Raw genomic sequence first — 26,108 nt, forward strand, 5'->3', positions numbered from 1 at the left:
GGGCCGACGGCCCGCCGCCGGGTGACCACCAGTCCGGAGGCCGGCGTCGATCGGGTTCCGGTGGCGGCGCCCGCCGTGGCGACGGCGGGGCCGAGCGCCCGCGCCGTCCGCGCCCCCCCGAGAACGAGGCGCGCTCCGAGGGCCAGGGCGGCCGCCGCAGAGCCGAGGGCGAACGCCCCCGCCGCCCCGAGGGGCAGCGCAGGCGCCCCGAGGACGGCGACCGGCCCCGCAGGCGACCCGAGGGAGACCGGCCCCGCAGGCCGGAGGACGGCGACCGGCCCCGGCGCCGCCCCGAGGGAGAGCGCGGCGGACGCCCCGAAGGTCAGCGCCGCCGCCCCCCCGAGAACGAGGCGCGCTCCGGCGGACGCCGCAGGGCGGGCAGCGGTCCCCGCGACCCCCGCGACCGGGACCGCGAGCACGGATCGCGCTCGGAGGGCCGCCGCGCCGCGGGCCGGGGCACCCGGGCCTCGGCGGGCTCCGGCGGCAGGGGGGGCGGCGGCGGACGCCGCCGGTCCCGCGACGAGGAGCCGGACGACCGCCCCTGGTACAAGCGCTTCTTCGCCAAGGCGTGGAAGCCCGCGCTCGCGGCCTTCGGCCTGATGGTCATCGGCGGCGTGGGCGCCTTCGCGGTCCTGTACGCCCAGGCCCCCGACAGGGACGAGCTCGAGACCAAGGCCGAGAACACGATGTCGGCCACCCAGATCATGTGGGCGCCCCAGGGGGACGAGAACCCCGAGGTCGCGGTCACCACGGGCGAGGTCCGGCGCGTCGAGGTCAACTACGAGGACATCCCGCCCGAGGTGATCGACGGCGTGCTCGCCGCCGAGCAGCGCACCTTCTTCCAGGACCCCGGCATCAGCATCAGCGGCATCGGGCGAGCCATCCTCTCCCGCGGCGAGGCCGGCGGCGGCTCCACCATCACCCAGCAGATGGCCCGCAACTACTACAGCGACCTCGAGCAGGACGACCGCATCGTCCGCAAGATCCGCGAGATCTTCATCGCCATCAAGCTCGGCCAGCAGATGGAGCACGAGGAGATCCTCGAGGCCTACCTCAACACGATCTACTTCGGCCGCGGCGCCTCGGGCATCGAGATGGCCTCCCAGGCCTACTTCGACAAGAGCGTGTCGGAGCTGAACTCGGAGGAGGGCGCCTTCCTGGGCGTCATCATCCAGATGCCCAGCAACTTCGAGGCCAACGAGATGGGCGACTGGACCACGACGTACCTCAACGAGGAGCGCTGGCCCTACATCCAGGAGCAGCTCGCCCTCATGCACGAGGAGGGCAGCGGCCGCGGCCTGCCGCGCGAGGAGGCCGAGGCACTGGAGATCCCCGAGCGGATCCCCTACGACCCCACCGCCGAGGCCGACGTCGACCCCAAGTTCGGCTACGTGCGCAACGCGGTCATCCAGGAGATCACCGAGCGCTACGCGGGCTCGGGCATCACCGACGCGACGATCGCCACCCAGGGCCTGGTCGTCGAGACCTCCCTCGACCCCGCGCTCATGGACGCCGCGACCGGCGCCTTCGACGTCCTCCCCGGCACCCCCGACGACACCATGAAGGGCCTCACGGCGGTCGACCCCGCCACGGGCGAGATCCTCGCCTTCCACGGCGGCCCGGCAGTGTCCGAGGTCGTCAACAACTCGCTGCAGCACCGCACGCAGGCCGGATCCTCCTACAAGCCCTACGTGCTCGCCACCGCGCTCAGCAACGACATCAGCCTCCGGAGCATGTTCGACGGCGACTCGCCGCAGAACTTCCCCGAGCTGCAGAGCCCGGTGCAGAACGCGGACGGCCGCAGCTACGGGCCCGTCGACCTCGTCCGGGCCACGGCGGACTCGGTCAACACCCCCTTCGTGGAGCTGACGTCCCGGCTCGGCGCCGCCGCGGTCGACCAGACCGCGGTCGACGCCGGCGTGGACGAGGACCAGATCACGACCTCCACCCAGGGCCCGCTGGTCGCGCTCGGCACCCACCAGGTGACCGCCCTCGACCAGGCGTCCGCCTATGCCACCTTCGCCGCGGGCGGCGTCCACCGGCCGGCGCACATGGTCACCGAGCTGAGGATGGCCGACGGCACGGTCGTCGAGCCCGACGACGCGGACCAGATCGAGCAGGGCACCCAGGTGGTCTCCACCGAGGTGGCCGCCGACGTCACCTACGCCATGACCCAGGTGATCGAGGCGGGCGGAGGCTCCAACGCGGCGCTCCCCGACGGGCGCCCGGTCGCCGGCAAGACCGGTACCTCCAGCGGGGCGGTCTCCGCGTGGTTCGTGGGCTACACGCCGCAGCTCGTCGCCGCGGTCGGACTCAGCCGGGCGGACGCCAACCTCTCCCTGGAGTTCGAGGGCCAGCCCGAGAACGAGATCTTCGGTGGCACCACCTCGGCCAACGTGTGGAAGGAGTTCATGACGACGGCCGTGGAGGGCATGCCAGTCGAGCAGTTCCCGGCGCCCGCCTACGTCGGCGCGGACCAGAGCTTCCTGCCCACGCCGAGCCCGAGCGAGGAGCCCACCGAGGAGGAGAGCGAGGAACCCTCGGACGAGCCCTCCGAATACCCGGAGTGCGACCCCGCGAACATCGACCCGGAGAACCCCAACTGCGAGGGCGTCGAGTCCCCGCCGGAGTGCGACCAGTCCGACTGGGAGTGCCAGAACGAGGGGACCCCCGACGTCCCGGTGGAGTGCACCGGACCGAACCCGCCCTCCTGGTGCGAGGAGCCGACCACGCCGGGCGACCCCAACGACGACGCGAGCAGTGACGACGACGATTGGACCTGGCCCCGGAGCAGCTCCAACGAGAACAACAGGATGATCGTCCTCGGCCGGGACGAGTGACCCCCCTCCCGCCACGGCGGGAGGCCTGACGGAGGGGGCCGGTGCGCGGAGGTTCCGCGTGCCGGCCCCCTCGCGTGTCCGGCCGTCCACAGCCATCACCGGTGGTACGCGGCGGCTGGTAACCTTGGGGGCTGTATGGCTCAGAGTCCGTGCGAGGCCCGCCGACCCCGGCGCGGAACAGCTCGCGGACTCCTGCCCTCCTGCCATGGAGATTCCATGGCCGCAACAGTCCAGAGGAGGAACGTACGCCTATGCGTCGTTACGAAATCATGGTCATCCTCGACCCGAACCTCGACGAGCGCACCGTCGCCCCGTCGCTGGAGAACTTCCTGGGCGTCGTGCGCAACGACGGCGGCTCGGTCGAGAAGGTCGACATCTGGGGCAAGCGCCGTCTCGCCTACGACATCGACAAGAACCCCGAGGGCATCTACGCGGTCATCGACCTGACGGCCACGCCCGCCACGGTCAAGGAGCTCGACCGCCAGCTCGGCCTCGCCGAGGCCGTGCTCCGCACCAAGGTCCTCCGGCCCGAGGTCCACTAGGACGGCCCTGCCCGTACCCCTCACCCCCTTCCGTCCGCCCCGGTTCTGTCAGTACCGGCGCGGATGATCGGGGGAGCAGGCGAAACCGCCTGAACCGACTACCTCGAACCGGAGCCCATCCATGGCAGGCGAAACCCAGATCACGCTCGTCGGCAACCTCGTCGACGACCCTGAGCTGCGCTTCACGCCCAGTGGAGCCGCGGTCGCCAACTTCCGTGTGGCCTCGACGCCCCGCACCTTCGACAAGCAGTCGGGGGAGTGGAAGGACGGCGAGTCCATGTTCCTCACCTGCACTGTCTGGCGGCAGTACGCGGAGAACGTGGCCGAGAGCCTTCAGCGGGGCATGCGCGTCATCGTGCAGGGCCGGCTGAAGCAGCGCTCGTACGAGACCCAGCAGGGTGAGAAGCGGACCGTCTTCGAGATCGACGTCGAGGAGGTCGGCCCGGCTCTGCGCAGCGCCACCGCGAAGGTGACCAAGACGCAGCGCCAGGGTGGCGGCGGCTTCGGCGGCGGCAACGGCGGCGGAGGCGGTTTCGGCGGCGGCCAGCCCCAGCAGGGTGGCGGCGGCTACGGGAACCAGGGCGGCGGCTTCGGCGGGGCGCAGGGCGGCGGAGGCCGCAGCGGCCCCCCGGCCGACGACCCGTGGGCGACCAACGGTGGCGGCGGTGGCGGCGGGTTCGGTGGCGGCGGCGGAGGCTTCTCCGACGAGCCCCCGTTCTAGCGCTCCACCCCGCACCACGCAGCACACGGCCCGGTGCCCCAGGGCGCCGAGTCACCTTTCCATCCACAGACCATCCCCGGGAGGACCCCGGGGCTCTTGCGAAGGAGCACCACGATGGCGAAGCCGGCAGCGCGCAAGCCCAAGAAGAAGGTTTGCCTCTTCTGCCAGGAGAAGCAGTCCTACATCGACTACAAGGACACCACGCTTCTCCGCAAGTTCATCTCCGAGCGCGGCAAGATCCGTGCCCGCCGCGTCACGGGCAACTGCACCCAGCACCAGCGCGACGTCGCGACCGCGATCAAGAACGCGCGCGAGGTGGCCCTGCTGCCCTACACCAGCACCGCTCGCTAGCGGCGATATCCGAGGGAGGTTTTTGTCGTGAAGCTGATTTTGACCCACGAGGTCAACGGTCTCGGAGCCCCCGGCGACGTCGTCGAGGTGAAGAACGGTTACGGTCGCAACTACCTGCTGCCCCGCGGGTTCGCCATCCGGTGGACACGCGGCGGTCAGAAGCAGATCGACCTGATCCAGCGCGCGCGCTCCGCGCGTGACATCCGCACCCTGGACGAGGCCAGGCAGGTCGCCGGCCAGGTCGGTGCGCTCACCGTGCGCCTCAAGCAGCGCGCCGGCGAGGGCGGTCGTCTGTTCGGTTCGGTCACGCCCGCGGACATCGTCGACGCCGTCAAGGCGACCGGCGGGCCCGAGCTGGACAAGCGCCGGATCGAGGTCAAGACCCCGATCAAGTCGGTCGGAAGCCACAAGGTCCAGGTCCGCCTGCACCCCGAGGTCTCCGCGACGATCAAGCTGGACGTCGTCGGCGCCTGATCCCAGGCACCGGACGCGTCAGGGCCCCGCCTCTCCTCGGAGAGGCGGGGCCCGCTTCGTGTCGGGACGTGTTCCGGCGGGTCGGTCGTGCTATCGCGGGGGTGGGGCTTTCCTGACACGCCTCATTACCAAAAGCAACCCTTTGACTACTCTTTGTAACCTATCGTGTTGTCTGTGTTGGTGTCGCACGTCGCGGCGCCCCGCACGGAGAGGACGACGACCGATGGCCGTAGAGAGAACGACCGATCCGGACCGACACCCGCTGGTGGACCGCAGGACGATCCTGCGCGGGACCGCCCTCGCCGCAGGGGGCGTGCTCCTCGGCGGGATGATGGGCATCTCAACGGCGGGGCAGGCCTCCGCCGCCGCGATGCCCAAGGTGTACACGCGCGCCGACTGGCAGGCCAGGGCGCCCAGGAACAAGATCGACCTGGTGTCCAAGGGGCCGACCCACATCGTCGTGCACCACACCGCCACGGGCAACGTGTCCGACACCTCGACACAGCACGCCGCCGCGCTGTCCCGGTCCATCCAGCGCTACCACATGGACAGCAACGGGTGGAGCGACACCGGCCAGCAGCTCACCATCAGCCGGGGCGGGCACATCATGGAGGGCAGGGACCTGTCCCTCAAGGCGATCCGCGACGGCAAGCACGTGGTCGGCGCGCACACCGCCAACCACAACTCCCACACCATCGGGATCGAGAACGAGGGCACGTACACCTCGGAGACCCCGACCCAGGCGCTCATGGGGTCGCTGGTCGACACCTGTGCGTGGCTGTGCCTGGTCTACCAGCTGGACCCGTCGGAGGCCATCGTCGGCCACCGGGACTACAACGCCACGAGCTGCCCGGGGGACCAGCTCTACTCGATGCTCCCGCAGCTGCGCAAGGACGTGACGAGCAGGATGCGCGAACAGCTCAGCCACCTGAGCCGGGTCGCCGGAACCGAGCTGACCCTGGAGCAGCTGCCGACCTACCCGAGGGTTCCGCAGGCCGAACGGGCCGTGCCGTTCTACCACGGCCCGGCGGTCGGCGACCTCGACGCGTCCCCGTGACCCGAGGGACCTGACACGATGCCCGCCGGAGAGCCGCCCCGACCCCCCCCGGGGCGGCTCCTTCGCGTCCCGGCGGGCCCGCACCGCCGCGCGGGAGCTGCGGCGGACCGGCAGCGGCCGGGGGCACGTCCCGCGGGCGGCGCGGGCCCCGGGCCGGTACGCACAGGGGGAGACAAGCGGCCCGCTGCCGTGCGCGCGGTGTCGACCCGTCCGCCTATCGGCTTCCCGACAGGTCGACAAGCGGAGGAGGGGACATGTCCACAGGTCGACACGGCGGAGCGACTTGTCCACAGGTCGACATGTCCGCCCTGGACGGGGCCCGACGGTCCGTGGTCCCCTGGTTCACAAGGGGGAGCCCGCGGCTCGCCACCATGAGGCGTGCCTCCACGGGGCCCGGGCGCGACGCTCCCGCTTCCCCCTCCGGCGAGCGGCCCCCACGCGCCCGCCCGCCCTGCGACGGGAGTACGACGGGGCCGGGGACCGGCGCGGACCTCCAGGCGCCCGCCCGTGCGGCGGCGCCCCCCGTCAGGGCCTCGTCGCCCCGGTGACCAGCCAGGCGGTCCCCCGCGCACGGGCGCCCAGGGTGACGGCGCGCGCCAGGATCCACACCGTGAACGCGATCCACAGCCCCACCAGGCCCCACAGCGAGTCCTCCGCCAAGCGGGGGATCACCAGGGCGCACGGCAGGAACGCCGCCATCGTCCACAGCGACGCCCACGCCAGGTAGCGCTGGTCGCCCGCCCCCATCAGCACCCCGTCCAGGACCATGGTCACGCCGCTCAGCGGCTGCATGAGGGCGACCACCACCAGCGTGGCCATGATGAGGGCCCGCACCTCGGCATCGGACGTGAAGGGAACCGGGGCCCACGGAAGCACCAGGAACACCAGGACCATGAACACCGCACCCAGCATCACGCCCCACTCCACCATGCGGCGGGTGGCCTCCTTCGTGCCCCGCACGTCCCCCGCGCCCAGGTACCGTCCCACGATGGACTGGCCGGCGATCGCGATCGCGTCCATGGCGAACACCAGCAGGGCCCAGATGTTGTAGCTCACCTGGTGCGCGGCGATCGACTCGTCGCCCAGGCGCGCCGCCACCGCGGTGGTCACCAGCGCGACCACCCGCATCGACACGCTGCGCAGGAACAGGGCGAACCCCGCGGAGGCCGAGGCCCGCAGCCCCGCCGCGGTCGGGGCGAGGGAGACCCCCGCACGCCGCGCGGAACGGGAGATCGCCGCCACGTACCAGAACGCCCCCGCACCCTGCGCGATCACCGTCGACCACGCCGAACCCGCGATGCCCCAGTCCATGACCAGCACGAACACCACGCACAGCACCGCGTTGCCGGCGTAGGAGGCCACCGCGACCAGCAGCGGGGTGCGTGCGTCCTGGAGCCCCCGGAGCACACCGGTGCCCGCCATGACGATCAGCAGGAACGGCGTGCTGAGCAGGCTGATCCTCAGATAGGTCAGCGCGTAGGGCGCGATCTCGGGCGAGGCGCCCAGCAGGTCCACCATCAGCGGCCCCAGCGGCCAGCCGATCGCGATGGCCGCGACCCCCAGCAGGACGGCGAGCCACAGGCCGTCCACACCGTCGCGGATACCGCCCGCGACGTCGCCGGCGCCGAACCGGCGGGAGACCGCCGCCGTGGTGCCGTACGCCAGGAAGACGCAGACGGCCACGAGGGTCAGGAGGACCTGCCCGGCCACGCCCAGCCCTCCCAGGGCCTGGGTGCCCAGGGTGCCGACGACCGCCGCGTCGGTGAGCAGGAACAGGGGTTCGCTGATGAGGGCGAAGAACGTGGGGACCGCCAGGGCGAAGATCTCGCGGTCGTGGCGGTGCCGGAAGGGGGCGGCCGAGAGCAGTTTTGGCATGACCAGGCCACAGTATCGGACAGGCGTTCTAGTCGGGTGTGGAGTTGTCCACACCCGCCCGGATGCCTGTGGATAACCTGTGGAAACACTCCCTGTGAGGCATCTTGCACGGCCCGCCTACGCACAGTGTTTTTGCAGATCAAAGCCTATATGTGAGGGTCATGGCAAAGTTATCCACAGGTGATGTGCACAACCTGTGCCCGCCATGCCCCGCGCGGGGCGGGACATGGTGGTAATGGCTCCGTCCACAGGTCCCGTCCGCGGCGTCCCCAGCGGTCGCGATGGGGCATCCTGGAGGGGTCGGCCCGTTCGGGCCGGCGGAGTACGGTCCTGGGGAGAGCGTTCGTGAGTGTCGCTGAGCAGCCACCTGAAGAAGGCGGATACGAGCGCACCCCACCCCACGACATCCAGGCCGAACAGAGCGTGCTCGGCGGCATGCTCCTCTCCAAGGACGCCATCACCCAGGTCGTCGAGATCATCCGCTCCGCGGACTTCTACCGCCCCGCGCACCAGATCATCTACGACAGCGTCGTCGACCTCTTCTCCCGCGGCGAGCCGGTCGACGCCATCTCCGTCAACGCCGAGCTCACCAAGCGCGGCGAGGCCACCCGCGTCGGCGGCGCCCTCTACCTCCACACCCTCACCGAGGCCATCCCGACCGCCGCGAACGCCGGCTACTACGCCAAGATCGTCTCCGACCGGGCGGTCCTGCGCCGCCTCGTCGAGGTCGGCACCCGTATCGCCCAGATCGGCTACGCCGGTGACGGCGAGGTGGACGACCTCGTCGACCACGCCCAGGCGGAGATCTACAAGGTCGCCGAGAAGCGGACCGGCGAGGACTACGTGGTCCTCGCCGACATCATGCCCGGCGCCCTCGACGAGATCGAGGCGATCGGGGCCCGCGACGGCACCCTGACCGGCGTGCCCACCGGTTTCGCCGACTTCGACGCCCTCACCAACGGCCTCCACCCCGGCCAGATGATCATCATCGCCGCCAGGCCGGCCGTCGGTAAGGCCCTGGCCCTGGACACCCCCCTCCCGACGCCCGAGGGATGGACCACCATGGGGGAGGTGGAGGTCGGGGACCGACTCCTCGCCGCCGACGGCACCCCGACCCGGGTGGTGGCCGCCACCGAGGCGATGACCGACAGGCCCTGCTTCGAGCTCACCTTCGACGACGGCACCACGGTGATCGCCGACGCCGAACACCAGTGGCTCACCCATACCCGCGCCTCCCGCCGCGCGGCCCAGGAGGCCGGTGCCACGGGAAGTTCCCCCCGTGTCCTCCCCGGGGTGCGAACCACCCGGGAGATCTTCCGGACGCAGCGCCTGGACACCGCCGACCGCAGGTCGAACCATTCGGTGGTCAACACCTCTCCGATCGCGCTGCCGGAGCGCGACCTCCCCCTGCCGCCCTACTTCCTCGGAGCCTGGCTGGGTGACGGATCCTCGCAGGCGGCGCGGATCACCACCGCCGATCCCGAGGTCCTCACGAACATCGAGGCCGAGGGACTGGTCACCAAGCCGGTGGGCCGGGGCACCTGCACCTACGGGATCTTCCTTCCGGCTGAGGACCCCTCCCGTCCGGAGAGGGAGTGCGTCGTCTGCGGGACGCGGTTCACCCCCCAACTGCCGCATGTGCGCAGCTGCGGTCAGTCCTGCGGCGGAAGGGCGAGGTTCGTCTCCGAGCCCGCGCCCCACACCACCTGCGCTGACTGCGGGACCCCCTGTTTCGGCCAGACACGGTGCCGGCGCTGTATCGACGACCACGGCAGCGTCCAGGCCCTGCTCCGCTCGCTCGGGGTCCTGGGCGACAAGCACATTCCCAACGCCTACCTGAGGGCGTCCGTGTCGCAGCGGCGGGCACTCATGGCGGGCCTGCTGGACAGCGACGGCACCGTCAACGCCGGCGGCTCGGTCCAGTTCGCGGTCACGAACGAGCGCCTGGCGAACGACTTCCGCGAACTCGCCCACAGCCTGGGCCACCGCACGGGGATGTCCCGCAAGCGGGTCCGGGGGCGCACGGAGGGTTCCTCGACCTGTTACACGATCACGTTCGGTGCCACGCGCGAGGTCTTCGGGATCGAGCGCAAGCAACGGGCCCATCGGGAACGCGGTGAGGGACGGGGCTACGCCCGGATCGGGTCCAGGTTCATCACCGGGGTCCGCCAGGTGGACAGCGTTCCCGTCCGGTGCGTGCAGGTCGACCACCCCGACCACCTGTTCCTCGCGACGCGTTCCATGATCCCCACCCACAACTCGACCCTGGCCCTGGATTTCGCGCGCGCGGCGTCGATCAAGAACGACATGGCTTCGGTCTTCTTCAGCCTGGAGATGGGCCGGAACGAGATCGTCATGCGCCTGCTGTCGGCGGAGGCCCGGGTACCCCTGCACACGATGCGCTCCGGCCTGATGACCGACGAGGACTGGGCCAGGCTGGCCAGGCGCATGGGCGAGGTGGCCAACGCGCCCCTCTTCATCGACGACTCACCGAACATGTCGATGATGGAGATCCGGGCCAAGTGCCGCAGGCTCAAACAGCAGCACGACCTCAAGCTGGTCATCGTCGACTATCTCCAGCTGATGAGTTCACCGGGGCGCGTGGAGAGCCGCCAGCAGGAGGTCTCGGAGATGTCCCGGTCCCTCAAGCTCCTGGCCAAGGAGCTCGAGGTCCCCGTCGTGGCGCTCTCCCAGCTGAACCGCGGCCCCGAACAGCGCACCGACAAGCGCCCGCAGGTCTCTGACCTGCGCGAATCTGGTTGCCTTGTCGCTGAGACGCGTGTGCTGCGAGCCGACACCGGTGCCGAGGTGACCTTGGGTGAGCTCTACCGGAGCGGTGAACGCGACATTCCGGTGTGGTCGCTCGACGAGCGGCTGCGCATGGTGCCCAGGACGATGACCCATGTCTTCTCCAGCGGGGTCAAGGACGTGTTCCGGCTGCGGCTGGCCTCCGGCAGGGAGGTCGTCGCCTCCGGCAACCACCCCTTCCTCAACCTCGACGGATGGACCGCCCTCGAGAACCTCGGAGTGGGGGAGAAGGTCGCGGTGGCCCGGAGCGTTCCTGAGCCGGACCGGACGGCCGAGTGGCCCGAGGCCGAGGTCATCATGCTCGCACACCTCATCGGGGACGGTTCGTTCGTCCGTCGCCAGCCGATTCGCTACGCCAACACCGACGAGGCGAACCTCGCGGTGGTGGAGGAGGCCGCCCGGCACTTCGGCATCACGGCGGTACGGGACGAGTACGCCTCCGCGCGGACGACGACACTCCGGCTACCGGCCCCCTTCCGGCTGACGCACGGGAAGCGGAACCCCATCGCAGCGTGGCTGGACGGTCTGGGGCTGTTCGGACTGCGCAGCCACGAGAAGTTCGTTCCCGAGGGGGTGTACTCCCTTTCCGACCGCCAGATCGGCCTGTTCCTCCGGCATCTGTGGGCGACGGACGGCAGCGCCTACTGGAACGAGAAGGGCGGCCAGGCACGCATCTACTACTCGACCACGAGCCGTCGTCTGGTCGACGGCATCGCCGTACTGCTCGCCAGGCTCGGCATCATGACGCGGATCAAGAAGGTGCGGAAGAGCGGCTACCGGGTCTGTTACACCCTTGACGTCTACGGGATGGACAACCAGCGCCGCTTCGCGGAGGTCGTCGGATGCCACGGTGCCCGGTCGGCGCGGCTTGCAGAGTGCGTGGCCGGCATGGAGGGTCGACGGGGCAACACCAACCTGGACACGATCCCCGTGCAGGTGTGGGACAGGGTGCGGACGACCATCGGCGCCAAGGGCATGACGCACAGGCAGTTCTCCACCGCCATGGAGACGGAGTTCTGCGGCAGTGCGATGTGGAAGTCCGCCCCCAGCCGGACGCGGCTGTCCAGGGTGGCAGCCGTGCTCGACGACGGCGATCTGGAACTCCTGGCCACGAACGACGTCTTCTGGGACGAGGTCGTGGAGATCGAACCTTTGGGAGAACGAGAGGTGTTCGACGCCACGGTGGAGGGCACCCACAACTTTGTCGCGAACGGCATCAGCGTCCACAACTCCATCGAGCAGGACGCGGACATGGTCATCCTGCTCTACCGCGAGGACGTGCACGACAAGGAGTCGCCGCGGGCGGGCGAGGCCGACATCATCGTGGCCAAGCACCGCAACGGCCCCACGGCGGACGTGACCGTGGCCTTCCAGGGCCACTACAGCCGGTTCGTCGACATGGCGCCCGGATAGGCCGTCGCGTCCACGGCCGCGTCCACGCCGTCCAGGTCGGGTGAGCCCAGGCTGTCGTGCACCAGGTGCACGGCGGCCCCGGTGATCCCGCAGAACTCGGAGATCCCCACGCGCAGCTGGATGTCCAGTGACGTGTCGAAGCCGTGCGCCGCGTACTCCTCGGAGGGGTCCGCCCGGCCGGGTTCGTCCCCGGGGCGCAGGACCGGGTCGCACCCCTCCCGGTACAGGTCGAGGGCGTCGACGGTGTATCCGGAGGAGGGGCCCGCCGCCCCGCGACGGGCCCCGTTTATCGGTCAGCCTCTTTGCCTATTTGTGGTCAAGCCGATTTGTCGACAAAGAGTCACGGCCGTCTCACCGGGAGTCCCCGACGATCATCCCCTCCCGCATCTCCAGGTGGCGGCCGGCGAACCTCCCGCGCATCGTCCGGTCGTGTGTCACGATCACCAGAGCCCCGGTGAAGTGCGACAACGCCTCCTCCAGCTCTTCCACGAGACCGGGGGAGAGGTGGTTGGTCGGCTCGTCCAGCAGCAGGAGGTCGTGGACCCCCGACGCCAGTCGGGCCACCTCGATCCGGCGGCGCTGCCCGACCGAGAGCGACGCCACCGCCTGGTCCATCTCCTTGGGGCGGAACAGTCCGAGCGAGGCCAGTTCCTCCCGGTGCTCCTCGGCGGGGCCGGGGCGGCCGGACGCGTACGCCTGGAGCACGGTCCGCCGGGAGGGGGACACACCGTCCTCCTGCCTCAGGAAGCCGACCCTCGCCGGGACGGAGACCCGACCCGGGCCGGGGGCCAGCTCCCCGGCGAGGACCCGGAGCAGGGTCGACTTCCCCGCCCCGTTGGGGCCGGTGACCAGGACGCGCTCACCCGGTGCCAGCTCCAGTGCGGGGACGTCGAGCCGGTGGTCGACCCGCACCCGCTCCAGTTCGGCGACCGGCGCCGGGCCGGGCTCCCCTTGCGGGGCCCCGGTGAACTCGGCGGTCATGCGGAGCGGGACCGGAGGCGGAGCCACCGGGTCCGAGGCCAGCCTCTCCAGCCTCTCCTTGGCGTTGCGGATACGGCTCATGGAGCCGTGCGCCCGACTGCGCATCCTGAACCCGCCGTGCCCGAACGCGGCCTTGTCCACCTTGCGCGGGATGGCCCGGAGCGCGGCGACGCCGTTGTCCGCCAGCGTCCTCTGCCTGGCCAGGTCGGCCCTCCAGTCCTGGTACTCCCGGATCCACCGGGCCCGGGCCGCCGCCTTCGCGGCCAGGAACCCGGAGTACCCGTTGCCGTACCTGTTGATCCGGTGGAGGTCGTGGTCGACCTCCAGGACGGTGTCGGTGACTCCGGCGAGGAAGGCGCGGTCGTGGGTGACGGCGACCACCGTGCCCCTGTGGTTCCGGAGCCGGTCCTCCAGCCAGGCGACCGCGCGGTCGTCCAGGTCGTTGGTGGGCTCGTCCAGGAGGAGCAGTTCGGGCGAGGCCGCCAGCATCGCGGCCAGGGCCAGACGTGAGCGCTCCCCTCCGGAGAGCGTGCGCAGCGGGCGCTCGCGGTCCAGTCCGGGAAGGCCCAGGCCGTGGAGCCCGGCGTCGACGCGCGCGTCGGCGTCGTAACCGCCCCGTGTCTCGAACTCGGCGAGCAGGTCGCCGTAGCCGTCCATCTCCCGGGCCGTGGCGGAGCCGAGGCGGGCCTCGGCCACGCGCAGCCGCGCCTCCAGGTCCCGCAGGTCGGCGAGTGCGGAGTCGATCGCGTCCGCCACGGTGCCGGTCCGCACGCCGACCCCCTCCAGGGTCTGGGGCAGGTAGCCGACCCCGCCGGGCGCCCTGACGGTGAGGTCCCCGTTGTCGGGGCGCTCCTCGCCCGCCAGCAGGCGCAGCAGGGTGCTCTTGCCCGATCCGTTGTCCCCGATGACTCCGACGCGTTCGCCCGGGCCGATGGTCAGGGTGACACGGTCGAGGACGGTGTGGTCGTCGTAGCGTTTGGTGATCTCGTCGAGGGTGAGCTGGGAGTGTGCTCGAAGTGCGGCGGTGTGCATGTGCGCGCCTCCTGGGCTGCGGTGCGGTCTGGCGGTACGGGGCCGCGGATCGCCGGAGGAGCACGCGTGCCGGCTGGTTTCGGACAGGGCTCGCACGGGCGAGACGGGGTCCGGTACAGCGGGAACGCTGAGGCTTCCCTGGATCGACCGCGGTACGGCGACGCCGGCGGAGCCGCACGGTGCCGGAGGGGCGACAGGGGTGTCGCCGCTGGGCAGCGGGTGCGGCGGTGCTCGGACGCGGGCGTCTGGCGCGGATCTACAGGAAGATGTACAGCCTCATGTGCAAGACGGTACGTCTCGTTTTGCCTGGCGTCAAGTGTGCTTTCGGTGAGACGGGGATCACTCTCGGTCGGCGCTTCGGGGCCTATATGCGGACGACCGGATTCTGATTAATTGCCAAACCGTTTTAGCGGCGGAGTGGCGTTGTCCGGTTCGGGGGCCGGTTCCGGGACGCGTGAAGGGGCCGCCCCCGCAGGGGCGGCCCCTTCACGTCACTCGCTCTTCATGAACTCCGGAGCACTCGCCGCGGTGGCGAAGGGCTCACTCGACGGTCGCTCGTGCGGCTACAGCCAGCGGGCCTCCGGGCGGGTCCGACCGTTGTGGTCGGTGACCAGCACCCAGTGCATGATCGGGTATTCGGACGCGATGGCGTCGGCGTCCTCGCGCGGTTGCGGGACGTGCACGGGCTCGGGCGTAAGGCCGGAGAGACGGCGGGTCGCAGCCGCGGGGCGGATACGCCGACGGGGCGTCGCGGAGCGAGTGGGGTGTGGTGCACGGTCTGTCCAGCGCGCCATGGGCCCTCCTCGTTTCCGTATCAGATGTTATGAGTTAACCCTATGTTCACCTTCGCGTCAATTCGATTGGCTTGCGAAGGTTCGCGCCCGCTGGGTAGGGATGCCGTGTTGCGGATCTGAAAGGGGTTCTTCCCCGGGGGGTGTTCTCCCATGCCGGGGCGGTGTGGGCGGGCCTCCCGGCATGCGGGCGGCTGCGGTGCGAGGGCAGGGAGGTGTGGCCTCGAGGCAAGGTGAACGGAAGGTGAACGAAGGGCGAATCAGGCGGGGCGGCCCCGCGCCAGGGTCCGCACCCGGGGCCGCGGCCGGCACGGGGAGCCCGGAGCACGACGAAGGGCATCCGCCCTCGGCGGATGCCCCGTGACGGTGGTCGGGACCTGCGGCGGCTCACTCCTTGAAGATGAGCCCCACGACCTCCAGGTAGAGCTGTTCCGGGTACGGGATGAAGGAGATCCGGCTCAGGGCCTGGTCCTGACCGGCGGACTCCATCACGAAGGTGCCGTAGCCGAGGAAGCGGCCCACCAGGGTCCGCTCGAACCTCATGTCCGTGACCTTGCCCAGCGGCATCATGTTGACCTGTCGGGTGATCAGCCCCGTGGTCAGCAGGAGGCGCGCCGACGTGATGACGAAGTAGTCCACGGACCACTCCGCGACCCGCCAGACGAACCACACCAGCACCAGCAGCCACAGCCACCAGATGATCGCCAGAGCCGCGGCGCTGTCCGCGATCTGGGTGTTGCTGATGATGCCGGCGACGATCAACGCACCGAGGACGGCCCCGACCGGTCCGATGAGGACCGCGGGGTGCCGACGGATGGTCACGACGTCCTGCTCGTGCGGCAGAAGGTAACGGTTGACCGACGCCGGAGCGCTGTTACTCGACGCTACGAGCCGCATGGCACCCGTCCATCCCCACTACGGCAGCAGTGCGTTGACGAAGCGGGACATGGACTCCGCGCCACCCATCAGACCGCCCAACGCGCTCTGGATCACACCAGCGGCGCTTTCAGGTTGCGTGAGCAGATAAAACGCCACGAAACCGATGAGAGCGTAGCCGCCCCATTTCTTCAACTTCGCCACGACTGACTCCCCTTGGAATCCACCTGACCCACCAACCCAGCAGTGATTGTTCCATTGACAATGATGCCCGTAAAGCCTGGGGCGCACCCTCGGCGTGGCGGTATGTCCGGCCTACCGCGCTTGCGGGCTCTGTCCGGTTCCGGTGGTGTTGGTGAACCAGTGTTCGGTCGACCGGAATACGGTCGAAGCCCCTCGCAGGTCAGGGCATTAGGGATGGTTTGTCCGGAGAAGGGAGGGACTTCCCCGGGACCGATTGGTTCCCCGGCCGGAGGCGAGTGACGGTCGGGCCGAAACTCGTGGTTCGTGCGGAGCAGATCCCTAGTGCTGCTCGGCGAAGGCCAGGGCGAGCACCTGGAGGTGCTGCCGGGCGATCCGCTCGACGAGATCGGGGGTGGCCCGGCCCATGACGTCCTCGGCGCCGTGTCTGGCGGCGTCGACGCAACGGGTGACGGTGGAATCGTGGTGGACGCCGGAGAACTCCGTGGACAGTCGGTCGACGACGGAGCCGTAGCGGGGGTCGCGGTCGGTCGAGGGGGAGGGGGTCTCGGGCATCTCACTCCTTGAGGGCCGTGGGGGCTGATGGCGCAGCGTGCGCGGTCGGGGTCTTTGGGTAGTCGGCGGAGGGTTGCCTGAACGCCGCGCAGGAAGCGGACACGGGCCTCCGCTCCGGCGGACCCCGGCCGTGCGGCGTGGTTTCGGTCCGGCTGTCCTTCGCGGTTATGGGTGGTCAGGAACCATGATCACTCTAATCTGTTACGTTCCAATCTCGAAATGAATTCGGCTAATGCAAGCCGTGTCGACGCTTGCGTCCGGAGGGGTGCGCCACCTGGTCTGACGCGGCTGCCTCCGGGTTCAATGCCCGATTTTCGGTCGATCATTCGTCCGGCGTTCAAAAGAGCCGAAAAAGCGCCCAACCGGTGATCCGGTTGGGCGCTGAGGCTCCTGGGGTCGAGGGGAGGGCTCAGGCGCAGCCGTACAGGCGGTCGCCCGCGTCGCCCAGCCCCGGGAGGATGAACCCGTTCTCGTCCAGGCGTTCGTCCACCGCGGCGGTCACCACGCGCAGGGTGGCACCGTGGTCCGGCGCCAGGGTCTCGGCCAGCTTCTGCTCCACCGCGACCAGTCCCTCGGGGGCGGCGAGCAGGCAGATCGCGGTGACGTGGTCCGCGCCCCTCTCCACCAGGAGCTTGAGCGCGGCTGCCAGGGTGCCGCCGGTGGCCAGCATCGGGTCCAGCACGTAGCACTGGCGGCCGGACAGGTCCTGCGGCAGCCGGTCGGCGTAGGTCGCCGGCTGGAGCGTGTCCTCGTCGCGGGCCATGCCCAGGAAGCCGACCTCCGCGGTCGGGAGCAGGCGGGTCATCCCGTCGAGCATGCCCAGACCCGCGCGCAGGATCGGGACCACGAGGGGCGTGGGACGCGTCAGCTGTGTTCCGGTGGTCTCCACGAGAGGAGTCCTGATGGTGACGTCCGTCACTCGGACGTCGCGGGTCGCCTCATAGGCGAGCAGGGTCACCAGCTCGTCGGTCAGGCGCCGGAAGGTCGGTGAGTCGGTCCGCACGTCGCGCAGGGTGGTCAGTTTGTGCGCGACCAGGGGATGGTCGACGACCAGGGTTTCCAAGGCGTTCTCCGGGTGAGCTGGGATAACGGGACGGTGGCTGGGGATGGGGGTCCGCCCGAGTCTAACCGCGCGTACCACCCGGAACAGGGCGTCCCGGAGCCGCGCCTGTCACGCGGTGGACCTGCGGGGGCGCCCGTCCGCTCCCGGGGCGGCCCGACGGAACCGCCGGGGCGGCAGCGCGGGCCCCGTTCTCATGAGAGCGTGGTCCGGACTGACACGGACCGAGGGAGGCGGCGGAGCGGGAGTGATCGTTACCATTGCACTCGCGCGGGCGCGGCTCTTCCTCGTCCGCACCGATACACCGGCCGGGTTGGGGTGACGATGACAGTACTCGATCATGGTGACGACGACTCGGGTGATTTCGCGGCGGTCGCGTACAGGGAAGAGGAGTACTGGGACGTCGACCTCCTCCCCGTGACGCTGACGCACGACCTGAAGGGCCTGATCCACGCACTGCGCCAGCAACCGAGCATCAGCGGCTCCCTCGGACTGGTCTCGGTCGGCGACGACTTCTTCATCATCGTGCGGGTCTACGGGGAGGACGTCTCCCTCTTCCTCTCCGACGTCACCGCGTCGGTGGACTGGCAGGTCGCCAGGGACGTCCTCGACTACCTGGACATCGACCTCCCCGACGACGACGACCTCGACCAGGTGCTCCCCGCCGGTGACCTGTCCATCGTCGCCGACCTCGGCCTGGACGAGATGGAGCTCGGCGCCCTCGCGGGCGATCTCGACCTGTACCCCGACGAGGTCCTGGCGAGCGTGTCCGAACGCCTCGGATTCGCACAGTCCTTCCAGCGTGTCCTGGACGGGATGGGGTAAGGGACCCCTGGTAAAACACCCTGGAGAACAGGAGAGCACGCGGTGTCGACCTTCGCAGCTGTCTTCGCCCCCAACGGGAAGACATGGCGGGGAACCGAGGTCGAACTCGGGGACGTGGACGTCATCGACGACGTCACCGACCTGATGCTCGACTTCGCCGCAGAGCGGGGCAGCGACAGCGCGCTCCTTCTGGTGGAAGCCGACGACGAGTGGTTCGCCGTCGTGCGCGCCTCGGACGACGGCGGTGAGCCGCGCGTGTACCTCTCGGACGGCCGTGTGGTCCACGACCACCCCGTGGCCTCGGTCCTCTCCGAAGCGGGCGCCCTCGGCGCCCCGCAGCCCTCGGAGAGCGCGGGCGCGCGCCCCAACCCGGTACCGGTGGGCGACGGCGACCTGATCACCGACCTGGGCGTGGACGGCGACGAGCTGCGCTCGCTGTCCGTCGGCAGCGGCGTCCTTCCCGCCGACGTCCTCGCCGTCGTGGCCGAGCGGGCCGGGTTCGGCGACATCCTCGACGCCATGAGGCTGTGACGTGGACGACCGCGGGGTCCTCGACGCCGCGCTGTGGACGGCGGTCGCCGAGGCCGAGCTAGCCCTGGCCACGGGCGACGTCCCGGTGGGGGCGATCGTCCTGGACGCCGCGGGCGCGGTCCTGGGGACGGGGCACAACGAACGCGAGGCGGCGGGCGACCCCACGGCGCACGCCGAGGTGCTGGCCCTGCGGGCCGCGGCCCGCGCACGCGGTGAGTGGCGCCTGAGCGGCTGCACGCTGGTCGTCACCCTCGAGCCCTGCGTGATGTGCGCGGGCGCGACGGTGCTCTCCCGGGTGGACCGCCTGGCCTTCGGCGCGCGGGACGCCAAGGCCGGCGCTGTGGGGTCGGTGTGGGACGTGGTCCGCGACCCGCGGCTCAACCACCGGCCGGAGGTGGTGCCGCCCGACCTGGTCGGCGCGGACGTCGCGGCGAGGTGCGCCGAACTCCTGACCGCGTTCTTCGAGCACCGCCGCGGGGGTCGGGACCGCGGCTGACCAGCCCGCCCCGGAGGACGTCCGGGACGCCGCCGGAACCGCTCGCGCCATCCGGTTTTCCGCACGGCGGAGCATCCGGTAGAGTTGCTCGCGGTGGAGTCGCCTAGTGGCCGATGGCGCCCGCCTCGAAAGCGGGTAAGGGGCAACCCTTCGAGGGTTCAAATCCCTCCTCCACCGCACGAGGCCGAAGTTCACGCAGGTGAGCGTAGGGCCGGTAGAGGTAGCGAGGGCCGGTTGATCCGGGCCGGTGCACATACGGTGCACACGGTCGGAGAGACCGGCCTTTCGCGTGTCCGGGGTTCGATCCCCGGGGAGGCTCCGTCAGGATCCTCACGCGGCGGTGGCGAGAGCCTTCACACGGGCCGGCGTCCATCGCGTCGGCCACCTCGTCCAGGCGGTCGGGGAACAGGCGTCGGCCCTCTTCGTACCAGGTCCGCCGTAGCGACCTCTTATGCCGGGCGCAGGTCGGGCAGCGCGATTCCAGGGTGGAGCCGCAGGGGGCGTCGATCACCTCGGTGGCACCGGTGGCGATGTTCGTGCGTCGGAGAGAGACGGGGCGGATGCGCACGCCGTGGTCGGCGGCGACCTGTTCGGCCACCTCACGGGCCAGGGGTTGCGCGAGGCGTTCGGCCCTCGTTGACTTACCGGTAGGCGTCGGCATCGGCCCACCCGCAAGTGGGGTGGCGACGAAGCCTTGATAGGCGGGTCGGTTATGACGTGGTGGGGCGGCATCATGTGCTCCATCACGCTGGTGTTCCTCGTGGTGGAGTACCGACAACTGCGTTTGGCGAAACGGGCCCAGGAACCCGCCCCTCCCTCCGAGGCAGAGCCAGCCGCGTAGCCTGCTGCCGGCACAACTGGACACACGTACAGAGTGGGAGCCCTCGTGACCGTACGCAGTCCCCTTGAACTTCTGGTGCTGAGGGCAGCTGCCGGAATGATGTTCGTCGGTGCTCTGATCATGCTGGTGTGGGCCAGCCCCCTCATGGGGGAGCCGATGTGGCCGCACATGCTGTTCGCCGGAGTCATGTCGGTGTGGGCACCGATGCACTACTGGCTGCTTCGTCGTCACGACCGAGTTCAACGTTCCGTCTCCCCAGCGACGGAGGAGCCCGCCCCGTAGCGATCAGCCATCGCGGTGATGTCCTCGTCCGGACCGAGCATCCCCTCTTGAGCGACCCAGGAGCCCTGACCATGTTCGATCGGTTCACCCAACAGGCGAAGGACGTCACCGTCCTGGCGCGCGAAGAGGCCGTGGAACTCAGGCGCAACCACATCGGCACCGAGCACCTGTTGCTCGGACTGCTGAAGCAGGGAACGGGGATCGCGGCCGGCGTCCTGGGGAGCTTGAGCCTGGACCACGGAACCGTCCGGGCCGAGGTGGTCAGGACCGGTGGTCGTGGACGATGGCGTTTCCGGTCCTACCTGCCCTTCTCCCCCGACGCCAGGAAGTCCCTGGAACAGACGCTGTACGAGTCGTTGCAGGTGCGGCACGACTTCATCGACACGGAGCACCTGTTGCTCGGTCTGCTCCACGAGGACCACGGCGCGGCGCTTCCCGTGTTGCGCGGCCTCGGTGTTTCCCCGGAGTTGGTCCGTGAGCAGGTGCACGGAGTATGGGCTCATCTGTCGCAGCAGATCCAGGAGCAGGCGCACGGGCGAGCGGGCTGACCGCCAGGACGATGGGAGTCGTCTTGGGCGGGAGCCTGTTCGGCATCCGCCTGGAGAGCTACGAGAAGGTAGGGGACCAAGCATCCCCTCGTGAGTGATCCAGGAGCCTCGGCCATGTTCGAGCTGTTCAGCCCCCGCGCCCGGCGCGTTGTCGTCTTCGCCCAGGAAGAGGCCAAGAGGTTCAATCACCAGGTGATCGGGCCAGAGCATGTGGTGCTGGGAATCCTGTCGGACGGAGAGGGAGCCGCCGCCGAAACCCTGGTGGGCTTGGGCGTTCGCGACGATGCTGCTGTGATCGAAGTTCTCAAGATCACCAAGCCCAGGAGGGGCGGCGCGGGTGAGGGTTATCTGCCGTTCTCGTCTGAAGTAACGACGGCCTTTCAGCACGCCGCGACCGAGGTTCGAAGCTCCGGAGCAGACGAACTCGAACCGGAGCATGTTCTTCTGGCGCTGCTGCGTAAGAAGCGAGGAACGGGAGCCAAGTTGCTCCGTGGCCTCGGCATCTCACCTGATGCGGTTCGCGATCAGGTGCGGACGATGATGGCTCAGCCGGCTGAAGAAGCCGGAAAGAGACCCGTGGGCAAGCGGATCGACTACTACGACGACCCCAAGGCCCCGACGGCGAACAATCTCGTCCCGTCGGTGAACGTGTTCGTGGTCAACGAGCGCGACGAGGTGCTGATGATCCGCCGTACCGACAACGACAACTGGGCCGTCCCTGGCGGTGCGCTGGGTCTGGGCGCTTCCGTGCCCGACGCCGCCGTTCGGAAGACGCTGGAGGTGACCGGCATAACCTGCGTGATCACCGGCACCATCGGCATCTACAGCGACCCGAAGCACATCATCTACTACACGAGCGACGGCGAAGCGCGGCAGGAGTTCTCGCTCGTGTTCGCGGCATATCCGCTCGCGGGTGAGCCCACGCCGAGCGACGAGTCCAGGGAAGTCGTCTGGGTGCCCAAGCACGAGCTGACCGGCTACCGGATGGACCGGTCCATGCGTTTGCGCGTGGAGCACTTCCTTGCCGGAGGGCCGACCTACATCGGGTGAGGGGCCGCGATCCTCGGCCAGGCGCCGTTCCACGAACCGCAGCGACGCCGTCAGCAGCGGCGAGGGGCGGGTACGGGGAGCGCACCTGTTCGGCTGCCCCAGAGGAGGGCGCCCAGCGACGGGGAAGCGGTCCTTCGAGCAGTTCTCGCGCGAGCTCCCGCGTCCAGCGAACATGTTCCGCATGTACCGGGCCAGCCGGTGGGAGTTTCCGGCCCTTGGACGAACCGGCCCCTGCCGTGGACGGCGATGACAAGTCCGGTTGCCTCCAGCGCGGAGAGGGCTTGACGGGCCGTCCCCCGGGAGACGTCGTACTGGCGGACGAGGGCGGCTTCGCTGGGCAGGGTGCCCCCGGGTGCGAGGTCACCGCTCAACCGCCCCCGGTTCGCCGGGGGCGGTCTTCTCGTCCGCGGGTTCGGGGCGGCGGGCCTTCCGGCCGTACCCGGCCCGGGGCGCGGGCGGCCCGCCCCGCCGCCCGCGCCCTCCCGCTACGGGGCGGGGGCCGGGCCCGTGCTCCCGCGGGCCGCGAAGGCCGCCGCGGGAGACCACCGCTCCGCGACGGGGAGGCCGTCGGCGCACTCCAGCGCAGACGCGCCGACCTCCGTCCCGTACCGGTAGACGTCCACGCTCACGCTGGTCAGCGCCGGAGAGGACAGGCGGCACAGGGTCGAGTCGTCCCACGCGACCATGCTGACCTGCCCGGGGACGGAGACGCCCATGTCGCGGGCGGCCTCCAGGCCGGAGACGGCCATGACGTCGTTGTCGTACAGGATCGCCGTCGGGGGCCGCTCGCGGCCGAGCAGTTCCCGGGTGAGCCGTGCGCCCTCCTCGTGCGAGTAGTCGCCCTCCAGGACGACGGGGGCGGCGATCCCGGCCCGGCGGCAGCCCTCGGCGAGGGCCGCGGTGCGGGCACGGGTGTGCAGCAGCCGGGCGGGCCCGGACACCCGGGCGATCCGCCGGTGCCCCAGGTCCAGGAGGCGTGCCAGGGCCTCCCGGACCGGGGTCACGTGGTCGGTGCGGACCGCCGGGGCGCCCGGGGGGTCGGGCTCCTGGACGCCCGCCAGCACCGTCGGCAGGCCGAGCCCGCGCAGGAGGGCGGGCCTCGCGTCCTCCGCAGCGAGGTTGACCACGACCACCGCGTCGACCAGGCGCCGCTCCGCCCACCGGCGGTAGGTGGCCTCCTCGGCGTCCGCGTCGGTCACCAGGTGCAGCAGGAACGCCATGTCGCGGGCGGCCACGCGCTCCTCGATCCCGGCGACGAACTCCATGAAGAACGGTTCCGCGCTGAGCAGGCGGCGCGGCCGGGCCAGGACCAGCCCGACCGCGCCGACGGGTTCGGGACGGCCCATCAGACCTGTTTCGCCGACGCGTGCGGCGTGTTCGCCGAGCGGAGGACGTGCGCCGTGGTCAGCGAGAGGGGGTCGATCTCCGCCCCGGTCCGCACCGTGAAGCTGTGCGTCTCCCCGGCCAGCAGGTCCACGAGCATGTCGTCCACCTCGGCGTCGCGGGCCGCCCGGTCGGCGAGCACCGAGACGTCGCGGGCGAACGAGGACGCGCGCACGTCCACCCGGTAGCCGCCCGGGACGGGGACCGCCACGGCGGTCAGGGCCTCGGGGTCGTAGGCCAGGTGGCGGTCCTCCCGGAACGTGTGGACGACGCGCACCTCCCCGGACGCGGCCACGAAGACCTCCCGGTCGGGGTCGGCGGGGGCGAGGAGCCGCCGTTCCGGCTCGACCTCGGCGGTCGAGCGGGGCGGCACGGAGATCTGTGCGCTCCCGGTGTGGAGCACCTCGCCCCCGAAGCCCTGGCGCCGCAGGTCGAGGGGGCCCGTCCAGGGTTCGTCGGTGTCGTTGACGGCGATGACGACGAGGCGCCCGTCCCTGGGCTGGACGGTGAGCATGCGGGGCGCGTAGGCGCGGCGGAGCGCGTACCAGAGGGGCTTGGGCCTCTCGTCGCCGTCCACGGCCGCCCAGGAGGTCACCGGCCAGCAGTCGTTGAGCTGCCAGACGAGGGCCCCGGAGGTGCGGGGCCACCAGGACCGGAAGTGCTCGATGCCGAAGGCGACCGCGCGGGCCTGGTTGAGCTGGGTGGCCCAGTGCCAGTCCTCGAAGGTGCGCGGGGTGCGCAGGTGGGCCGAGTACCCCCGGTCGAGCTTGCCGTTGCCGTCCTCGGCCTTCTGGTGCAGGAGGAAGGCGGGCGAGGTGGGTGTGAGCGGCTCGTCGTGCACCCAGTCGGTGAGGGTGGTCCAGGTCGGGGGGCCCTGGAAGCCGAACTCGGAGCAGAACCTGGGGACGTGGTCCTGGTAGGCCCGGTAGTCGGTCTGGTTCCAGACGGTCCACTCGTGGCGGGTGCCGTGCGCCTCGGCGTTGGGGTGGACGTCGTCCGGGGCGAACCCGGGGCTGTACGGGCTGCCCGCGGAGTAGAAGCGGGTCGGGTCGAGTTCGGCGACGATCCGGGGGAAGAGGTCGGTGTAGTAGCCGTGGCCCCAGGTGCGGTCGCCGAGCTGCTCCTGCCAGCCCCAGTCCATGAAGCCCCAGAGGTTCTCGTTGCCGCCGTTCCAGAGGGCGAGCGAGGCGTGCGAGGTGAGGCGGGCGACGTTCTCGCGTGCCTCGGCCTCGAACTCGCTCCGCAGCGGCTCCTCCTCCGGGTAGGCCGCGCAGGCGAGGAGGAAGTCCTGCCAGACGAGGACGCCGCGCTCGTCGCAGACGTCGTAGAAGTCCTCGCTCTCGTAGATCCCGCCGCCCCACACGCGCAGCATGTTCATGTGCGCGTCGACGGCCTGGTCCACGCGCCGGGCGAGGCGGTCGCGGGTGATCCGGGTGAGGAAGTGGTCGTCGGGGATCCAGTTGGCGCCCTTGACGAAGATCGGCCTGCCGTTGACGGTGACGGTGAAGGGGGTGCCGTGCTCGTCGGGCTCGGTGTCCACGGTGACGGTGCGGAAGCCGATCCGGCGTTCGGCCGTGTCCAGGGCCGCCGGGGCGTCGGAGCCGGCGGACGCGTCGCCGCCCGGGGCGAGGGTGACGGCCAGGTCGTACAGGGGGTGGTCGCCGTAGCCGACCGGCCACCACAGGCGGGCGTCGGGGACCTCCACGACGACGACGCCGGTGTCGGCGTCCGGGGCCAGGGTCGCGGTGGCCGTGTGCCCGGCGACCTCGGCCGTCAGGGTGAGGGCGGCCGGGGCCTCGGTGAGGGAGCGCTCGACGTCGGCGTGGACCTCGACCCGGCCGACGCCGTCCTCGCCGACGGTGACCAGCGGGCGGACGGAGGCCAGGCGGGCGGTGCTCCAGCGCTCCAGGCGCACGGGCTTCCAGATCCCCGCGGTCTGGAAGTCGGGGCCCCAGTCCCATCCGAAGGAGCAGGCCATCTTGCGGACCATGTTGTACGGGTGGGTGTTGGTGTGGGGGCGCGCGCCGAGTGCGTCGCGGACCTCCTCGGCGTACTCCAGCGCGGGCCGGAACGAGACGGTGAGGTCGTTGGAGCCCTCGCGGAGGACGCGGCCCACGGGGAAGCGGTAGCCGCGGTGCATGTTGGCGGTGGTCCCCAGCTCCACCCCGTTGAGCTCGACGGTGGCCACGGTGTCGAGGCCGTCGAAGGCCAGGTCCACGTGTTCGGAGGGGGCGGCCTGCTCGGCGTCGAAGGTGAGGGTGTAGCGCCAGCCCACGCGGTGGGCCCAGGCCAGCTCGGTCTCGTTGGAGTCGAGGTAGGGGTCCGGGATGAGCCCGGCGGCCAGCAGGTCGAGGTGCGCGCTTCCCGGTACCAGGGCCGGGACGGAGCGCCCCGCGATGTGCTCGGGGACGGTTCCGGTGGCGCTCGTCAGCAGCCAGCCGTCATGCAGGGTGCGGCGGATCATCCTCTGCCTCTCCGGGGGTGTGGGGACGGCCGCCCGGGGGAGGCGGGCCGTCGGCGGCCGGGCGCGCCGATGTGCGCCGGACCACTCCGGAGATTCTTACTTCGATGAACT

At 70.7% G+C, this 26,108-nt stretch carries 24 protein-coding genes, 1 tRNA gene and 2 pseudogenes; 15 read left to right on the forward strand and 12 right to left on the reverse strand.

Translation table 11 applies throughout. From position 1 onward, the window contains the following. The 6 genes from ACWGL3_RS09620 to ACWGL3_RS09645 form a co-directional block, all read left to right on the forward strand. On the forward strand, positions 1-2,840 hold a 2,840-nt coding region (locus tag ACWGL3_RS09620; protein WP_452461148.1), incomplete at its 5' end, for a transglycosylase domain-containing protein. A 251-nt stretch (positions 2,841-3,091) separates the two neighbouring features. Continuing rightward, positions 3,092-3,382: a 30S ribosomal protein S6 gene (gene rpsF, locus ACWGL3_RS09625; protein ID WP_267947333.1), complete on the forward strand. Its 291-nt coding sequence runs from the start codon at positions 3,092-3,094 to the stop codon at positions 3,380-3,382. Between the two features lie 121 nt (positions 3,383-3,503). After that, the gene (locus tag ACWGL3_RS09630; RefSeq protein ID WP_267947332.1) at positions 3,504-4,103 is read left to right on the forward strand and encodes a single-stranded DNA-binding protein; all 600 of its coding nucleotides are present in this window, start codon (positions 3,504-3,506) and stop codon (positions 4,101-4,103) included. A 114-nt stretch (positions 4,104-4,217) separates the two neighbouring features. Next, entirely contained in the window at positions 4,218-4,454 is a 237-nt protein-coding gene (gene rpsR, locus ACWGL3_RS09635; protein WP_013155832.1) for a 30S ribosomal protein S18, read from the forward strand. 27 nt (positions 4,455-4,481) lie between these two features. Next, positions 4,482-4,928, forward strand: coding sequence for a 50S ribosomal protein L9 (rplI, locus tag ACWGL3_RS09640; protein WP_267947331.1), 447 nt, complete (start codon positions 4,482-4,484; stop codon positions 4,926-4,928). A gap of 223 nt (positions 4,929-5,151) precedes the next feature. Continuing rightward, positions 5,152-5,985, forward strand: coding sequence for a peptidoglycan recognition protein family protein (locus ACWGL3_RS09645; RefSeq protein WP_267947330.1), 834 nt, complete (start codon positions 5,152-5,154; stop codon positions 5,983-5,985). 525 nt (positions 5,986-6,510) lie between these two features. On the opposite strand, the gene ACWGL3_RS09650 is transcribed toward ACWGL3_RS09645, so the two are convergent. After that, positions 6,511-7,860 (reverse strand): MATE family efflux transporter, encoded by a 1,350-nt coding sequence (locus ACWGL3_RS09650; RefSeq protein WP_267947329.1) that lies wholly within the window; start codon positions 7,858-7,860, stop codon positions 6,511-6,513. A gap of 345 nt (positions 7,861-8,205) precedes the next feature. On the opposite strand from ACWGL3_RS09650, the gene ACWGL3_RS09655 reads away from it, so the two are divergent. Further along, positions 8,206-12,081, forward strand: a complete 3,876-nt coding sequence (locus tag ACWGL3_RS09655) for a replicative DNA helicase (RefSeq protein ID WP_452461149.1) — start codon at positions 8,206-8,208, stop codon at positions 12,079-12,081. Here the strand turns inward: ACWGL3_RS09655 and ACWGL3_RS09660 are convergent. The 7 genes from ACWGL3_RS09660 to upp all read right to left on the reverse strand — a co-directional run bounded on the left by ACWGL3_RS09660 (position 12,048) and on the right by upp (position 17,580). Continuing rightward, positions 12,048-12,191 (reverse strand): hypothetical protein, encoded by a 144-nt coding sequence (locus tag ACWGL3_RS09660; RefSeq protein ID WP_267947327.1) that lies wholly within the window; start codon positions 12,189-12,191, stop codon positions 12,048-12,050. The two genes, ACWGL3_RS09655 and ACWGL3_RS09660, sit on opposite strands and share 34 nt — an antisense overlap. A gap of 241 nt (positions 12,192-12,432) precedes the next feature. Further along, complete coding sequence (locus ACWGL3_RS09665; protein WP_267947326.1) at positions 12,433-14,094, reverse strand: TlrC/CarA/OleB/SrmB family ABC-F type ribosomal protection protein; 1,662 nt, start codon at positions 14,092-14,094, stop codon at positions 12,433-12,435. Positions 14,095-14,657: 563 nt separating this feature from the next. After that, complete coding sequence (locus ACWGL3_RS09670) at positions 14,658-14,888, reverse strand: hypothetical protein (RefSeq protein WP_267947325.1); 231 nt, start codon at positions 14,886-14,888, stop codon at positions 14,658-14,660. Between the two features lie 384 nt (positions 14,889-15,272). After that, positions 15,273-15,782, reverse strand: a complete 510-nt coding sequence (locus ACWGL3_RS09675; protein ID WP_267947324.1) for a PH domain-containing protein — start codon at positions 15,780-15,782, stop codon at positions 15,273-15,275. Between the two features lie 18 nt (positions 15,783-15,800). Then, a complete protein-coding gene (locus tag ACWGL3_RS09680) occupies positions 15,801-15,965 on the reverse strand; it encodes a hypothetical protein (RefSeq protein WP_170293704.1) in 165 nt (54 codons plus the stop codon). 318 nt (positions 15,966-16,283) lie between these two features. After that, positions 16,284-16,517: a hypothetical protein gene (locus ACWGL3_RS09685; RefSeq protein ID WP_267947323.1), complete on the reverse strand. Its 234-nt coding sequence runs from the start codon at positions 16,515-16,517 to the stop codon at positions 16,284-16,286. 409 nt (positions 16,518-16,926) lie between these two features. After that, positions 16,927-17,580: a uracil phosphoribosyltransferase gene (gene upp / locus ACWGL3_RS09690; protein ID WP_267947322.1), complete on the reverse strand. Its 654-nt coding sequence runs from the start codon at positions 17,578-17,580 to the stop codon at positions 16,927-16,929. Positions 17,581-17,901: 321 nt separating this feature from the next. Here upp and ACWGL3_RS09695 point away from each other — a divergent pair, with 321 nt between their 5' ends. The 4 genes from ACWGL3_RS09695 (at position 17,902) to ACWGL3_RS09710 (ending at position 19,606) form a co-directional block, all read left to right on the forward strand. Continuing rightward, positions 17,902-18,402 (forward strand): tRNA adenosine deaminase-associated protein, encoded by a 501-nt coding sequence (locus ACWGL3_RS09695; protein WP_267947321.1) that lies wholly within the window; start codon positions 17,902-17,904, stop codon positions 18,400-18,402. Positions 18,403-18,444: 42 nt separating this feature from the next. Then, complete coding sequence (locus ACWGL3_RS09700; protein WP_267947320.1) at positions 18,445-18,933, forward strand: tRNA adenosine deaminase-associated protein; 489 nt, start codon at positions 18,445-18,447, stop codon at positions 18,931-18,933. A 1-nt stretch (position 18,934) separates the two neighbouring features. Continuing rightward, a complete protein-coding gene (locus ACWGL3_RS09705; RefSeq protein ID WP_267947319.1) occupies positions 18,935-19,429 on the forward strand; it encodes a nucleoside deaminase in 495 nt (164 codons plus the stop codon). A gap of 92 nt (positions 19,430-19,521) precedes the next feature. Next, positions 19,522-19,606, forward strand: a tRNA-Ser gene (locus tag ACWGL3_RS09710). A gap of 289 nt (positions 19,607-19,895) precedes the next feature. Here ACWGL3_RS09710 and ACWGL3_RS09715 read toward each other — a convergent pair. Further along, positions 19,896-20,090 (reverse strand): annotated as a pseudogene (locus ACWGL3_RS09715) (replication initiator); the annotation flags it as partial. Positions 20,091-20,315: 225 nt separating this feature from the next. Here ACWGL3_RS09715 and ACWGL3_RS09720 point away from each other — a divergent pair. The 4 genes and pseudogenes from ACWGL3_RS09720 (at position 20,316) to ACWGL3_RS09735 (ending at position 22,150) form a co-directional block, all read left to right on the forward strand. Then, positions 20,316-20,552, forward strand: a complete 237-nt coding sequence (locus ACWGL3_RS09720) for a hypothetical protein (protein WP_452461150.1) — start codon at positions 20,316-20,318, stop codon at positions 20,550-20,552. A gap of 47 nt (positions 20,553-20,599) precedes the next feature. Then, on the forward strand, positions 20,600-21,100 hold the full coding sequence (locus tag ACWGL3_RS09725) for a Clp protease N-terminal domain-containing protein (RefSeq protein WP_267947317.1): 501 nt from the start codon (positions 20,600-20,602) through the stop codon (positions 21,098-21,100). A gap of 114 nt (positions 21,101-21,214) precedes the next feature. Next, positions 21,215-21,628 (forward strand): annotated as a pseudogene (locus ACWGL3_RS09730) (Clp protease N-terminal domain-containing protein); the annotation flags it as partial. 48 nt (positions 21,629-21,676) lie between these two features. Then, on the forward strand, positions 21,677-22,150 hold the full coding sequence (locus ACWGL3_RS09735; protein ID WP_267950578.1) for an NUDIX hydrolase: 474 nt from the start codon (positions 21,677-21,679) through the stop codon (positions 22,148-22,150). 50 nt (positions 22,151-22,200) lie between these two features. On the opposite strand, the gene ACWGL3_RS09740 is transcribed toward ACWGL3_RS09735, so the two are convergent. The 3 genes from ACWGL3_RS09740 to ACWGL3_RS09750 all read right to left on the reverse strand — a co-directional run bounded on the left by ACWGL3_RS09740 (position 22,201) and on the right by ACWGL3_RS09750 (position 25,997). After that, complete coding sequence (locus ACWGL3_RS09740; RefSeq protein ID WP_346660226.1) at positions 22,201-22,521, reverse strand: GntR family transcriptional regulator; 321 nt, start codon at positions 22,519-22,521, stop codon at positions 22,201-22,203. 114 nt (positions 22,522-22,635) lie between these two features. Next, positions 22,636-23,496 (reverse strand): LacI family DNA-binding transcriptional regulator, encoded by an 861-nt coding sequence (locus tag ACWGL3_RS09745; RefSeq protein ID WP_267947316.1) that lies wholly within the window; start codon positions 23,494-23,496, stop codon positions 22,636-22,638. After that, complete coding sequence (locus ACWGL3_RS09750) at positions 23,496-25,997, reverse strand: glycosyl hydrolase 2 galactose-binding domain-containing protein (protein WP_452461151.1); 2,502 nt, start codon at positions 25,995-25,997, stop codon at positions 23,496-23,498. The genes ACWGL3_RS09745 and ACWGL3_RS09750 overlap by 1 nt, the downstream gene beginning before the upstream one ends. Positions 25,998-26,108 lie beyond the last annotated feature (111 nt).

Source organism: Nocardiopsis sp. NPDC055824 (assembly GCF_053616335.1).

Bases quoted from the DNA above. Each gene is read 5' to 3' on its own strand.
- rpsF (WP_267947333.1), top strand. From the start codon at position 3,092: ATGCGTCGTTACGAAATCATGGTCATCCTCGACCCGAACCTCGACGAG.
- ACWGL3_RS09630 (WP_267947332.1), top strand. From the start codon at position 3,504: ATGGCAGGCGAAACCCAGATCACGCTCGTCGGCAACCTCGTCGACGAC.
- rpsR (WP_013155832.1), top strand. From the start codon at position 4,218: ATGGCGAAGCCGGCAGCGCGCAAGCCCAAGAAGAAGGTTTGCCTCTTC.
- ACWGL3_RS09645 (WP_267947330.1), top strand. From the start codon at position 5,152: ATGGCCGTAGAGAGAACGACCGATCCGGACCGACACCCGCTGGTGGAC.
- ACWGL3_RS09650 (WP_267947329.1), bottom strand. From the start codon at position 7,860: ATGCCAAAACTGCTCTCGGCCGCCCCCTTCCGGCACCGCCACGACCGC.
- ACWGL3_RS09665 (WP_267947326.1), bottom strand. From the start codon at position 14,094: ATGCACACCGCCGCACTTCGAGCACACTCCCAGCTCACCCTCGACGAG.
- ACWGL3_RS09670 (WP_267947325.1), bottom strand. From the start codon at position 14,888: ATGGCGCGCTGGACAGACCGTGCACCACACCCCACTCGCTCCGCGACG.
- ACWGL3_RS09675 (WP_267947324.1), bottom strand. From the start codon at position 15,782: ATGCGGCTCGTAGCGTCGAGTAACAGCGCTCCGGCGTCGGTCAACCGT.
- ACWGL3_RS09685 (WP_267947323.1), bottom strand. From the start codon at position 16,517: ATGCCCGAGACCCCCTCCCCCTCGACCGACCGCGACCCCCGCTACGGC.
- ACWGL3_RS09695 (WP_267947321.1), top strand. From the start codon at position 17,902: ATGACAGTACTCGATCATGGTGACGACGACTCGGGTGATTTCGCGGCG.
- ACWGL3_RS09745 (WP_267947316.1), bottom strand. From the start codon at position 23,496: ATGGGCCGTCCCGAACCCGTCGGCGCGGTCGGGCTGGTCCTGGCCCGG.
- ACWGL3_RS09750 (WP_452461151.1), bottom strand. From the start codon at position 25,997: ATGATCCGCCGCACCCTGCATGACGGCTGGCTGCTGACGAGCGCCACC.